Origin of the sequence: Bacillus sp. FSL M8-0350 (assembly GCF_038593345.1) — a bacterium.
GTDB lineage: Bacteria > Bacillota > Bacilli > Bacillales > Bacillaceae > Bacillus > Bacillus safensis.
This window is the reverse complement of sequence record NZ_CP151985.1, coordinates 586,605-599,084: the sequence shown is the minus strand read 5'-3', so window position 1 is coordinate 599,084 and position 12,480 is coordinate 586,605. Positions and strand designations below refer to the sequence as shown.

Sequence of the window (12,480 nt, the reverse complement as noted above, 5' to 3'; positions counted from 1 at the left end):
TTCGTCAGTCCTCCTGCGTAACAGAGTAATGCTTTAAGAAATACACAAGAGACTGAAGTTCAACCGCCAAATCTATATGATGAATTCGAATGTGTTCCGGCACATTCAATCGAGCCGGCGTAAAGTTAAGGATTCCTTTGATGCCAAGGGCAATCAAACGATCTGTAATGGATTGAGCTGCTACGGCAGGTACTGTCAAAATCGCAACAGGGATATCTCCTACCTCTTGAACATGCTCTTCAAGCTTATCCAAATCATAGACAGGCACGCCGCCTATCTCACTTCCTATTTTACTCTCATTGACGTCAAAAGCCATTGAAATTTTTGTATTATTATTTTTTATGAAATTATAGTGTAAAAAGGCAGTCCCTAAATTCCCGACACCGATGAGCATGACATTGGTCATTTCATCTTGGTCAAGGGTCTTTCTGAAGAAGGTCAAGAGATAATCGACATTATAGCCGTACCCTTTCTTCCCAAGTGCACCAAAGTACGAAAAATCTCGGCGAATGGTAGCAGAATCCACTTTGACTGCATCACTAAGCTCTGCTGATGACACCCTTTGTTTTCCTGATGCATGCAGATTTTTTAAAAAACGGTAGTATAGCGGCAAACGTTTGGCTGTCGCTTGTGGAATTTTTGACTGATCTATATTCATATAAGGTCCTCCAACTTAAATATCAGATGCTCTGTGAAAATCACCGTTTTTCCCGCCTTTCTTTTCAATTAGATAGGTAGGACCGATGATCATGCCTTTATCAATCGCTTTGCACATGTCGTAAACGGTCAGTGCACATACTGAAGCAGAAGTGAGCGCTTCCATCTCCACACCCGTACTTCCTTTTGTTTTTACCTGTACTTGTATGTTCAGGATGTGCGCATTTCCGTCTTCCTCCCAATCAAAGGAGATATCCACGCCTTTTAATGCAAGCGGATGACACATTGGAATGATGGTAGATGTTTGCTTTGCTGCCATGATGCCAGCAACCTGTGCAACAGACAGCACATCTCCTTTTCCAATTTCACGTTGCTCTATTTTATGAAACACTTCTTTTATCATACGAACACTTGAAACAGCAACGGCGGTTCTCACTGTAGACGATTTGTCACTAATGTCGACCATCTTTGCTCTTCCCTGTTCGTTAAAGTGGCTAAATTGACTCATCTTTCAACGCTCCCTCACTCAAATGATACACTATTTTTTCCTATCTGTCTTTCATTTGAATATGGCGATTGTATGTAACATTTGCCGGTTTACTGCTGATAAGCTACACTTAACATATTATAGCAGAGGTGAAGTTACATGATGATTCTACAAGTGAATCAGCTGTCCAAATCGTTTGGCGCTGATACCGTTTTAACGAATATAAAATTGGAAGTCAAAGCAAGGGATCGCATTGCCATTGTAGGTCGTAACGGCGCAGGCAAATCCACGCTTTTGAAAATCATTGCCGGTCAAATGTCTTACGAGCAAGGTGAGATCATCAAACCAAAAGACCTATCGATCGGCTATTTAGCACAGCATACCGATGTAACGTCTACACGTACGTTAAAGGACGAATTATTATCGGTTTTTGATCATTTAAAAGAGATGGAACAAGAAATGAGAACCATTGAGGAGAAAATGGCTTCTTCCACAGGTTCTGAGCTGGATGCCCTTATGAAAACCTATGACAGGCTGCAGCAGGAATTTAAAGATCAAGGCGGCTATCAATATGAAGCAGATGTCCGCTCCATCCTTCATGGACTCGGCTTTAGTCATTTTGAAGATGAGACAACCGTCCAATCCTTAAGCGGCGGTCAGAAAACCCGTCTAGCGCTTGGAAAGCTCTTATTAATGAAACCAGAACTCTTAATTCTGGATGAGCCGACCAACCATTTAGATATTGATACCTTATCATGGCTGGAGCAGTATTTGCAAAATTATACAGGTGCCATTCTCATCGTGTCCCATGACCGCTATTTCTTAGACAAAGTCGTAAACCACGTCTATGAAGTCTCAAGAACTTCGATGAAAAAGTTTGCAGGGAACTATAGTAAGTATCTTGAGCTGAAAGCAGAGCAGCTCGAGCGGGATATGAAACTATACGAAAAGCAGCAAGAAGAGATCTCAAAGCTTCAGGATTTCGTGGATCGCAACCTGGCAAGAGCTTCAACTACAAAGCGCGCTCAAAGCAGACGCAAGCAGCTCGAACGAATGGATCGTTTAGATAAGCCTTTAGGTGATGAAAAATCCGCAAACTTCCATTTTGATATTACGAGACAAAGCGGCAATGATGTGCTGAAGGTACATGATCTCGATATTCGTTATGATGAAAAAACACCGCTCCTATCCTCTCTTTCTTTTCAGATTAAACGCGAGGATAGTGTGGCACTCATTGGTCCTAACGGAATCGGGAAATCAACCCTTTTAAAAACGTTAACGAACACATTAACACCAGTAAAAGGCGACATCACTTTTGGATCTCATGTCACGATCGGCTACTATGACCAAGAGCAGGCCAAACTGACATCCTCGAAAAAAGTGCTCAATGAGCTTTGGGATGACTATCCTCATATGAATGAAAAAGAAATTCGGACATGTTTAGGAAACTTCCTTTTTTCCGGTGATGACGTTTTAAAGCCTGTCCATGCATTAAGCGGTGGAGAAAAAGCACGCCTTGCACTGGCAAAGCTGATGCTCCAAAAAGCCAATTTTCTTATTCTCGATGAGCCGACAAACCATCTGGACTTAGATAGTAAGGAAATTTTAGAGAATGCACTAATCGATTATCCAGGAACCATCTTATTTGTTTCGCATGATCGTTATTTTATCAATCGTCTTGCCACGAAAGTATTTGAGCTTTCGCCTACAGAAACAAGAGAATATCTCGGTGATTATGATTACTACCTTGAAAAGAAAAATGAACAACTAGAGCTGGAAGCACTTCAAGAAAATGAGCCGCTTAAAAAACAGGCTGCACAGCCAGCAGAAAAGGCAAAGCTTTCTTATGCGGAAGAAAAGGAACTGAAAAAGAAAGAAAGACAAAAGCAGCGCAGAATCGAAGAAATTGAAGAACGCATTGCTGTCGTCGAAGACAAGCTCGGTGAAAATGAAGAGCTGCTATGTGATCCTGATATTTTTCAAGATCACGAGAAGGTCCAAGCCATTCAAACAGAAAATGATACGCTCAATCAAGAGCTGGAATCACTTTTTGCGGAGTGGGAAGAGCTGTCAGAAGCTTAAAGAGTGCCCTAAGGGTACTCTTTTTTCTTTCAATGAAAATTTTTTATACACAACGATACCCACAATAACTTCTTGATTATTCTTAAATACTTTGGACTTATCCACTTTATCCACAGAGTTTTAATCACATATCCACAAAAAAGATCATATTTATACACACCCTCTTCATTTTAAAACAAAATTTTCTAACAATTGTGGATATATAACGTTTACATGTGAATAAATCGCTTTCATAGAAAAATAAAAAACCCCTGTAATCCACAGGAGTTTTCATTCATATGAGACTAGTGATAACCCTGGCTGGCCATTCATCGTCATATCGCCTCTGATTCCTTTTTCAAATGCAACGGTTCCAGCAGCAGCGATCATGGCTGCATTGTCTGTACAAAGAGATAATGGCGGAATAATGACCTTCACGTCTGGCAGCTTCGTAAATGCTGAGGTTAAAGCTTCTCTTAGTCCTTTATTGGCAGCGACTCCTCCAGCTAGAACAACTTGCTTCACACCATAGGCTTCTGCTGCGTTCAATGTTTTCCCAACAAGCACCTCAATGACGCTTGCTTGAAAACTTGCGGCCAAATTCTCTGGGGCAATCGTTTCTCCCTTTTGTGACGCATTGTGTAAGGTGTTGATCACAGCTGATTTTAAACCACTGAAGCTAAAGTGATAGGACCCTTCTTCAAGCCATGCACGAGGAAGCTTAATTGTCGGCTCCCCTTCATGCGCTAACCGATCAATGTGAGGTCCGCCTGGATACGGGAGACCCATCGTCCGAGCCACTTTATCGTACGCTTCTCCAGCTGCATCATCTAATGTTTCTCCGATGACCTCAAAAGATCCGTGCTCCTTCATTAAAACAAGCTCAGTATGTCCGCCAGAGACAACAAGAGCTAAACACGGAAACTCCAATTCATCAACAAGCTGGTTTGCATAAATATGCCCTGCAATATGATGAACACCTACAAGAGGAATTTGATGGGCAAAGCTCAGTGCCTTTGCTGCATTGACACCAATCAGCAGAGCACCGACGAGGCCAGGTCCTTCTGTGACAGCAATCGCATCTAAATCCTTAAAGCTCATACCCGCCTGTGCCATCACTTCTTCTAATACGATGGTGATCTGCTCCACGTGATGCCTTGAAGCAATTTCGGGTACAACACCGCCAAATCGTTTATGACTGTCTATTTGCGAGGCCACCACATTTGCCACGATTTCCTTTCCATTTTTGACAATGGACGCAGCTGTTTCATCGCAGCTTGTTTCTATACCTAATATGAATCGATCTGTTTGTTCACTCATTTATATTCACCCACATGACTAATGCATCTTCTCCATTATCCGTATAATAATTCTTTCGAATTGAAGCTGGTCTGAAACCGAGCTTTTCATAGAGGGATTGTGCTGGTGTATTCGAAACCCGCACCTCTAAAGAAAGATGATCTGTCTTTTTTTCTTTGCAAAATTCCATGACATGTCGAAGCAATGCTTCCCCGTAGCCTTTTCCTCTATGCTCAGGGAGAATCGCAATGTTCGTAATTTGTGCATCGTCCATGACAATCCAGACCCCGCAATACCCAACAGGCTTCTTATCTTCTTCAATGAGGAAATAATGGCTGTATTGGTTATGGAGAATCTCATACACAAACGATTCCTTTTTCCAGGGTGCTGTAAACGAATGCACTTCAATCGTATACACCTCTGGAATGTCTGCTACTGTCATTTGTCGAATCTCTGCTAGGTTAAGATTATTTTTGTCCTTCAAGCCATTTCACTTCCGCTTCTGCCAAACGAATATAGTTAGGAACAAGCTGATGGACATCTTCAGCAGGACGATCTGCGCCTAAAAATGCAAGCACTGCAGGTCTTGGGTTATGAAATGTCCCCTCTGCCAGTACAACCGTTTCTCCTAAAATGGAGCGAATGCTCTCTTCATGAAGATGCACATCTTGTCCAAGAAATAGAACAGGCTTTCCTGTCTGCTTCAGTTCATGAAGCCAATCCGTGAGCAAGATATTTTGATCTGGTTCTACCTCTTTGATCTTACCTTTTTCAAACGTATAGAGTCCGGTATAAACTTGGCCTCTTCTCGCATCAAATAGAGGTGAGATATATCCATCAAAATATTGGCCATTTGCCGCAAGTGTTTCTAAACTCGAAACAGCTGATATCGGGATAGACAGCGTCCACGCAAGTGTTTTTGCGATGGTAACACCGATTCTGACGCCAGTGTAAGAACCAGGTCCTTTTGCTACAACGATTTTGCTTAGTTCGCTTGGTGATACACCACATTCTTTCATCAATGCTTCAACAGTAGGCATCGCTCGGACGGAATGGTTCTTTTTTAAATACGTAATGCTCTCGCCAATCACAGTGAAATCTCTTACAAGAGCAATTCCTAGTGTATGGTTTGATGTATCAATGGCCAGTATGGTCAAATTCTTTCATCTCCTTACAAAGGGTCTCATAACGCTCCCCTTTTGCATCAAACGTGAGATGCCGTTCTTCTTCACGTTCTGTTCTCAGCATTTCTATTTTTAAATAGGAAGAAGGCAATTGAGGCTCAATAAGATGTGCCCATTCAACCAAGCATATACCTTCACCCTCAAAATATTCTTCGAGTCCGATCTCTTCATCTGCATCTTCCATGCGATACACGTCCATATGATAAAGTGGCAGTCTGCCATCAGTATATTCTTTAATAATTGTAAAGGTGGGGCTGTTGACGATACGGGTAATTCCTAAGCCTTCCGCAAAACCTTTTGAAAAAGTGGTTTTGCCTGCACCTAAATCTCCTTCTAATGTCAATACATCGCCTGGCATCACAAGTTTGGCCAAAGCAGCGGCAATTCGTTTCGTCTCATCCGCACCTTTTGTCGTCCATGTTAATTTCACCGGTGATGTCACCTCATTTCTTAAAATGATTATATCCTTTTTTCATTAACATTGTTTGTTGATCATTGTCTTTTAACATAACACTGGCTGCTTGATCATCTTTGACTTGTCCAATACGTGTGATCTGAATGCCTTCTTTTTGACATTGCGATTCAAAGCTTTCCCAATCAGATTCTGGTATCGTACCAGTTAAAACAAAGTCTTCTCCTCCAAATAACACCCATTCAAGCCAGTCTTTGCGCAGCACCTGTAAATCTGGATGAATTGGAAGCTTATCAGCTTCTATCTCGATCATCACACAGCTCGCTTCGGCTATCTCATTCAACTCACTCGCTAATCCATCACTCACATCATTCAAGGTGACCCGCGGGAAACTTGAACAAATGTGTCCAGCAGCAATATGAGGCTGAGGCATTTTATGACGCTTAAGAAAAAAATCAGCATCGACCGCCTTAGAAGGGGCTGCTTTGTTCATTAAGATTGATAACCCAGCAGCTGATGAACCGAGTTCACCTGTGACAAAGACAACGTCTCCAGTCTGAGCACTGTGACGATAACAAGCTTTTCCCTTTGAAACCTCACCAATCACCGTCACGGTAATGACAAAGTCACTGCGGGTGGCCACTGTATCTCCACCAATCAAATCCATATGATAAGAGTCAGCCAACGCTTTCATTCCCTCGTAAAGTTCCGTGACGATTGTCTCATCACCATGAGGCGGGATCGCAATTGAAACAAGATAATACTTTGGGGTCCCTCCCATTGCAGCGATATCACTGACATTGACTGCCACTGCCTTAAAGCCAACTTCAAATGGTGTGGAAAAGTCAAAACGAAAATGAACATGCTCCACCATTGTATCAACACAAACGACCTCTTCACAATGTGAATGAGGTTGATAAACACTTGCATCATCACCGATGCCCATGATCAAAGAGCGCTGATATGTATCTTTTGGTGTGATTCGGCGAATAAGATCAAATTCATCCATAAAAAGACAGCCCCTTCTTGCAATCAATTGGTTAAGTAGACATGAGGTCAAACACAGTTAGTATTAGTGTAGCGAATATAAGTCTCAGTTCCAACTAAAAATGATATAAAGAAAGCCTGGTGTGAAAAAACCAGGCTGAGTTGAGGTAATCTATCTATTCTTTCTTATAGTGTAGCCAAACATAAATCATTTCATTGCAACTTGGGCACTTGTAGAAAGAAAAAGACATAAAAAAAAACGAAACTATACGTTTTCGTTTACAAGTCATAAAAATGGCGGTCCGGACGGGACTCGAACCCGCGACCTCCTGCGTGACAGGCAGGCATTCTAACCAACTGAACTACCGGACCATTTTGGTTGCGGGGGCAGGATTTGAACCTGCGACCTTCGGGTTATGAGCCCGACGAGCTACCGAACTGCTCCACCCCGCGATGATATAAAGATAACAAGCTTGGCGGCGTCCTACTCTCACAGGGGGAAACCCCCAACTACCATCGGCGCTGAAGAGCTTAACTTCCGTGTTCGGTATGGGAACGGGTGTGACCTCTTCGCTATCGCCACCAAACCTGATGGAGAGAATGTTCTCTCAAAACTAGATAACAATGTTCATGCTTCACATTAGAATATAGGTTAAGTCCTCGATCTATTAGTATCTGTCAGCTCCACGTGTCACCACGCTTCCACCTCAGACCTATCAACCTGATCATCTTTCAGGGATCTTACTTCCTTGCGGAATGGGAAATCTCATCTTGAGGGGGGCTTCATGCTTAGATGCTTTCAGCACTTATCCCGTCCGCACATAGCTACCCAGCGATGCCCTTGGCAGAACAACTGGTACACCAGCGGTGCGTCCATCCCGGTCCTCTCGTACTAAGGACAGCTCCTCTCAAATTTCCTGCGCCCGCGACGGATAGGGACCGAACTGTCTCACGACGTTCTGAACCCAGCTCGCGTACCGCTTTAATGGGCGAACAGCCCAACCCTTGGGACCGACTACAGCCCCAGGATGCGATGAGCCGACATCGAGGTGCCAAACCTCCCCGTCGATGTGGACTCTTGGGGGAGATAAGCCTGTTATCCCCGGGGTAGCTTTTATCCGTTGAGCGATGGCCCTTCCATGCGGAACCACCGGATCACTAAGCCCGACTTTCGTCCCTGCTCGACTTGTAGGTCTCGCAGTCAAGCTCCCTTGTGCCTTTACACTCTGCGAATGATTTCCAACCATTCTGAGGGAACCTTTGGGCGCCTCCGTTACATTTTAGGAGGCGACCGCCCCAGTCAAACTGCCCACCTGACACTGTCTCCCTGCCCGATAAGGGCAGCGGGTTAGAAGGTCAATACAGCCAGGGTAGTATCCCACCGATGCCTCCACCGAAGCTAGCGCTCCGGTTTCCAAGGCTCCTACCTATCCTGTACAAGCTGTACCAACATTCAATATCAGGCTGCAGTAAAGCTCCACGGGGTCTTTCCGTCCTGTCGCGGGTAACCTGCATCTTCACAGGTACTATAATTTCACCGAGTCTCTCGTTGAGACAGTGCCCAGATCGTTGCGCCTTTCGTGCGGGTCGGAACTTACCCGACAAGGAATTTCGCTACCTTAGGACCGTTATAGTTACGGCCGCCGTTTACTGGGGCTTCAATTCGCACCTTCGCTTACGCTAAGCGCTCCTCTTAACCTTCCAGCACCGGGCAGGCGTCAGCCCCTATACTTCGCCTTACGGCTTCGCAGAGACCTGTGTTTTTGCTAAACAGTCGCCTGGGCCTATTCACTGCGGCTTCTCGGGGCTTTAACACCCTAAGAAGCACCCCTTCTCCCGAAGTTACGGGGTCATTTTGCCGAGTTCCTTAACGAGAGTTCTCTCGATCACCTTAGGATTCTCTCCTCGCCTACCTGTGTCGGTTTGCGGTACGGGCACCTCTCACCTCGCTAGAGGCTTTTCTTGGCAGTGTGGAATCAGGAACTTCGCTACTAAATTTCGCTCGCCATCACAGCTCAGCCTTTACGGGAAACGGATTTGCCTATTTCCCAGCCTAACTGCTTGGACGCGGATATCCAATACCGCGCTTACCCTATCCTCCTGCGTCCCCCCATTGCTCAAATGGTGAGGAGGTGGTACAGGAATATCAACCTGTTGTCCATCGCCTACGCCTTTCGGCCTCGGCTTAGGTCCCGACTAACCCTGAGCGGACGAGCCTTCCTCAGGAAACCTTAGGCATTCGGTGGACGGGATTCTCACCCGTCTTTCGCTACTCATACCGGCATTCTCACTTCTAAGCGCTCCACCAGTCCTTCCGGTCTGGCTTCACAGCCCTTAGAACGCTCTCCTACCACTGTTCGTAAGAACAGTCCGCAGCTTCGGTGATACGTTTAGCCCCGGTACATTTTCGGCGCAGAGTCACTCGACCAGTGAGCTATTACGCACTCTTTAAATGGTGGCTGCTTCTAAGCCAACATCCTGGTTGTCTAAGCAACTCCACATCCTTTTCCACTTAACGTATACTTTGGGACCTTAGCTGGCGGTCTGGGCTGTTTCCCTTTCGACTACGGATCTTATCACTCGCAGTCTGACTCCCAAGGATAAGTCATCGGCATTCGGAGTTTGACTGAATTCGGTAACCCGGTAGGGGCCCCTAGTCCAATCAGTGCTCTACCTCCGAGACTCTTACCTTGAGGCTAGCCCTAAAGCTATTTCGGAGAGAACCAGCTATCTCCAGGTTCGATTGGCATTTCACCCCTACCCACACCTCATCCCCGCACTTTTCAACGTGCGTGGGTTCGGGCCTCCATTCAGTGTTACCTGAACTTCACCCTGGACATGGGTAGATCACCTGGTTTCGGGTCTACGACCACGTACTCATGCGCCCTATTCAGACTCGCTTTCGCTGCGGCTCCGCATCTTCTGCTTAACCTTGCACGGGATCGTAACTCGCCGGTTCATTCTACAAAAGGCACGCCATCACCCGTTAACGGGCTCTGACTACTTGTAGGCACACGGTTTCAGGATCTATTTCACTCCCCTTCCGGGGTGCTTTTCACCTTTCCCTCACGGTACTGGTTCACTATCGGTCACTAGGGAGTATTTAGCCTTGGGAGATGGTCCTCCCGGATTCCGACGGAATTTCACGTGTTCCGCCGTACTCAGGATCCACTCTGGAGAGAACAACATTTCAGTTACAGGGCTGTTACCTTCTTTGGCGGGCCTTTCCAGACCTCTTCGCTTATATCGTTCCTTTGTAACTCCGTATAGAGTGTCCTACAACCCCAAGAGGCAAGCCTCTTGGTTTGGGCTGTTCCCGTTTCGCTCGCCGCTACTCAGGGAATCGCATTTGCTTTCTCTTCCTCCGGGTACTTAGATGTTTCAGTTCCCCGGGTATGCCTTCTCATACTCTATGTATTCAAGTATGGATACTACTCCATTACGAGCAGTGGGTTTCCCCATTCGGAAATCTCCGGATCAAAGCTTGCTTACAGCTCCCCGAAGCATATCGGTGTTCGTCCCGTCCTTCATCGGCTCCTAGTGCCAAGGCATCCACCGTGCGCCCTTTCTAACTTAACCATTTCTTACTTTAGAAAGAATCACTATGTGTGATGAACTTTGCATTGCATTCAATGTGAATGTATTACTTATTGTTATCTAGTTTTCAAAGAACAATCCTGTCTCGCTAGAGACATGTTTTGAAGGAATGATCCTTCAAAACTAAACAAGACGAAAACGTACGCTGCTCCATATATCCTTAGAAAGGAGGTGATCCAGCCGCACCTTCCGATACGGCTACCTTGTTACGACTTCACCCCAATCATCTGCCCCACCTTCGGCGGCTGGCTCCATAAAGGTTACCTCACCGACTTCGGGTGTTGCAAACTCTCGTGGTGTGACGGGCGGTGTGTACAAGGCCCGGGAACGTATTCACCGCGGCATGCTGATCCGCGATTACTAGCGATTCCAGCTTCACGCAGTCGAGTTGCAGACTGCGATCCGAACTGAGAACAGATTTATGGGATTGGCTAAACCTTGCGGTCTTGCAGCCCTTTGTTCTGTCCATTGTAGCACGTGTGTAGCCCAGGTCATAAGGGGCATGATGATTTGACGTCATCCCCACCTTCCTCCGGTTTGTCACCGGCAGTCACCTTAGAGTGCCCAACTGAATGCTGGCAACTAAGATCAAGGGTTGCGCTCGTTGCGGGACTTAACCCAACATCTCACGACACGAGCTGACGACAACCATGCACCACCTGTCACTCTGTCCCCGAAGGGAAAGCCCTATCTCTAGGGTTGTCAGAGGATGTCAAGACCTGGTAAGGTTCTTCGCGTTGCTTCGAATTAAACCACATGCTCCACCGCTTGTGCGGGCCCCCGTCAATTCCTTTGAGTTTCAGTCTTGCGACCGTACTCCCCAGGCGGAGTGCTTAATGCGTTAGCTGCAGCACTAAGGGGCGGAAACCCCCTAACACTTAGCACTCATCGTTTACGGCGTGGACTACCAGGGTATCTAATCCTGTTCGCTCCCCACGCTTTCGCTCCTCAGCGTCAGTTACAGACCAGAGAGTCGCCTTCGCCACTGGTGTTCCTCCACATCTCTACGCATTTCACCGCTACACGTGGAATTCCACTCTCCTCTTCTGCACTCAAGTTTCCCAGTTTCCAATGACCCTCCCCGGTTGAGCCGGGGGCTTTCACATCAGACTTAAGAAACCGCCTGCGAGCCCTTTACGCCCAATAATTCCGGACAACGCTTGCCACCTACGTATTACCGCGGCTGCTGGCACGTAGTTAGCCGTGGCTTTCTGGTTAGGTACCGTCAAGGTGCGAGCAGTTACTCTCGCACTTGTTCTTCCCTAACAACAGAGCTTTACGATCCGAAAACCTTCATCACTCACGCGGCGTTGCTCCGTCAGACTTTCGTCCATTGCGGAAGATTCCCTACTGCTGCCTCCCGTAGGAGTCTGGGCCGTGTCTCAGTCCCAGTGTGGCCGATCACCCTCTCAGGTCGGCTACGCATCGTCGCCTTGGTGAGCCATTACCCCACCAACTAGCTAATGCGCCGCGGGTCCATCTGTAAGTGACAGCCGAAACCGTCTTTCATCCTTGAACCATGCGGTTCAAGGAACTATCCGGTATTAGCTCCGGTTTCCCGGAGTTATCCCAGTCTTACAGGCAGGTTACCCACGTGTTACTCACCCGTCCGCCGCTAACATCCGGGAGCAAGCTCCCTTCTGTCCGCTCGACTTGCATGTATTAGGCACGCCGCCAGCGTTCGTCCTGAGCCAGGATCAAACTCTCCGAAAAAGTACAAAACCGAAGTTTTGCTTTTCGCCAGTTTGACTGACTACCTATGAAGTATCATAGGATTTTTTTATAAAAACTCGAAT

Annotated in this window: 8 protein-coding genes, 2 tRNA genes and 3 rRNA genes; 1 reads left to right on the top strand and 12 read right to left on the bottom strand. The window is 46.3% G+C overall.

The window, feature by feature from the left end:
- Positions 1-4: 4 nt before the first annotated feature.
- Both NSS80_RS02975 and moaC read right to left on the bottom strand, forming a co-directional pair.
- Positions 5-658 (bottom strand): redox-sensing transcriptional repressor Rex, encoded by a 654-nt coding sequence (locus NSS80_RS02975; protein WP_008355687.1) that lies wholly within the window; start codon positions 656-658, stop codon positions 5-7.
- Between the two features lie 15 nt (positions 659-673).
- Entirely contained in the window at positions 674-1,165 is a 492-nt protein-coding gene (moaC, locus tag NSS80_RS02970; RefSeq protein WP_342498406.1) for a cyclic pyranopterin monophosphate synthase MoaC, read from the bottom strand.
- Between the two features lie 138 nt (positions 1,166-1,303).
- Between moaC and NSS80_RS02965 the strand changes: the two genes are divergently transcribed.
- Positions 1,304-3,226: an ABC-F family ATP-binding cassette domain-containing protein gene (locus NSS80_RS02965; RefSeq protein ID WP_268437167.1), complete on the top strand. Its 1,923-nt coding sequence runs from the start codon at positions 1,304-1,306 to the stop codon at positions 3,224-3,226.
- 270 nt (positions 3,227-3,496) lie between these two features.
- Here NSS80_RS02965 and tsaD read toward each other — a convergent pair whose 3' ends face one another.
- The 10 genes from tsaD to NSS80_RS02915 form a co-directional block, all read right to left on the bottom strand.
- Positions 3,497-4,525, bottom strand: a complete 1,029-nt coding sequence (tsaD, locus tag NSS80_RS02960) for a tRNA (adenosine(37)-N6)-threonylcarbamoyltransferase complex transferase subunit TsaD (protein ID WP_041115985.1) — start codon at positions 4,523-4,525, stop codon at positions 3,497-3,499.
- Positions 4,518-4,946 carry a ribosomal protein S18-alanine N-acetyltransferase gene (rimI, locus tag NSS80_RS02955; protein WP_034283048.1) on the bottom strand — a complete coding sequence of 143 codons (429 nt, stop codon included), beginning with the start codon at positions 4,944-4,946 and terminating at the stop codon, positions 4,518-4,520. The genes tsaD and rimI overlap by 8 nt, the downstream gene beginning before the upstream one ends.
- 25 nt (positions 4,947-4,971) lie before the next feature.
- On the bottom strand, positions 4,972-5,661 hold the full coding sequence (gene tsaB, locus NSS80_RS02950; protein ID WP_317222174.1) for a tRNA (adenosine(37)-N6)-threonylcarbamoyltransferase complex dimerization subunit type 1 TsaB: 690 nt from the start codon (positions 5,659-5,661) through the stop codon (positions 4,972-4,974).
- Complete coding sequence (gene tsaE / locus NSS80_RS02945; RefSeq protein ID WP_034283027.1) at positions 5,642-6,118, bottom strand: tRNA (adenosine(37)-N6)-threonylcarbamoyltransferase complex ATPase subunit type 1 TsaE; 477 nt, start codon at positions 6,116-6,118, stop codon at positions 5,642-5,644. The genes tsaB and tsaE overlap by 20 nt, the downstream gene beginning before the upstream one ends.
- A gap of 13 nt (positions 6,119-6,131) precedes the next feature.
- Positions 6,132-7,109, bottom strand: a complete 978-nt coding sequence (gene thiL, locus NSS80_RS02940) for a thiamine-phosphate kinase (RefSeq protein WP_041115977.1) — start codon at positions 7,107-7,109, stop codon at positions 6,132-6,134.
- A 273-nt stretch (positions 7,110-7,382) separates the two neighbouring features.
- Positions 7,383-7,459: transfer RNA gene (locus NSS80_RS02935), tRNA-Asp, on the bottom strand.
- Between the two features lie 4 nt (positions 7,460-7,463).
- A tRNA-Met gene (locus NSS80_RS02930) sits at positions 7,464-7,540 on the bottom strand.
- A gap of 18 nt (positions 7,541-7,558) precedes the next feature.
- A 5S ribosomal RNA gene (rrf, locus tag NSS80_RS02925) occupies positions 7,559-7,674 on the bottom strand.
- A 61-nt stretch (positions 7,675-7,735) separates the two neighbouring features.
- Positions 7,736-10,666, bottom strand: a 23S ribosomal RNA gene (locus NSS80_RS02920).
- A gap of 182 nt (positions 10,667-10,848) precedes the next feature.
- A 16S ribosomal RNA gene (locus tag NSS80_RS02915) occupies positions 10,849-12,397 on the bottom strand.
- Together the 16S, 23S and 5S rRNA genes with 2 tRNA genes alongside form the textbook arrangement of a ribosomal RNA operon.
- Between the last annotated feature and the right edge of the window lie 83 nt (positions 12,398-12,480).

Excerpts from the sequence above, each read along its gene's own strand:
- thiL (WP_041115977.1), bottom strand. The coding sequence starts at position 7,109 with ATGGATGAATTTGATCTTATTCGCCGAATCACACCAAAAGATACATAT.
- NSS80_RS02965 (WP_268437167.1), top strand. The coding sequence starts at position 1,304 with ATGATGATTCTACAAGTGAATCAGCTGTCCAAATCGTTTGGCGCTGAT.
- rimI (WP_034283048.1), bottom strand. The coding sequence starts at position 4,946 with ATGACAGTAGCAGACATTCCAGAGGTGTATACGATTGAAGTGCATTCG.
- NSS80_RS02975 (WP_008355687.1), bottom strand. The coding sequence starts at position 658 with ATGAATATAGATCAGTCAAAAATTCCACAAGCGACAGCCAAACGTTTG.
- tsaD (WP_041115985.1), bottom strand. The coding sequence starts at position 4,525 with ATGAGTGAACAAACAGATCGATTCATATTAGGTATAGAAACAAGCTGC.
- moaC (WP_342498406.1), bottom strand. The coding sequence starts at position 1,165 with ATGAGTCAATTTAGCCACTTTAACGAACAGGGAAGAGCAAAGATGGTC.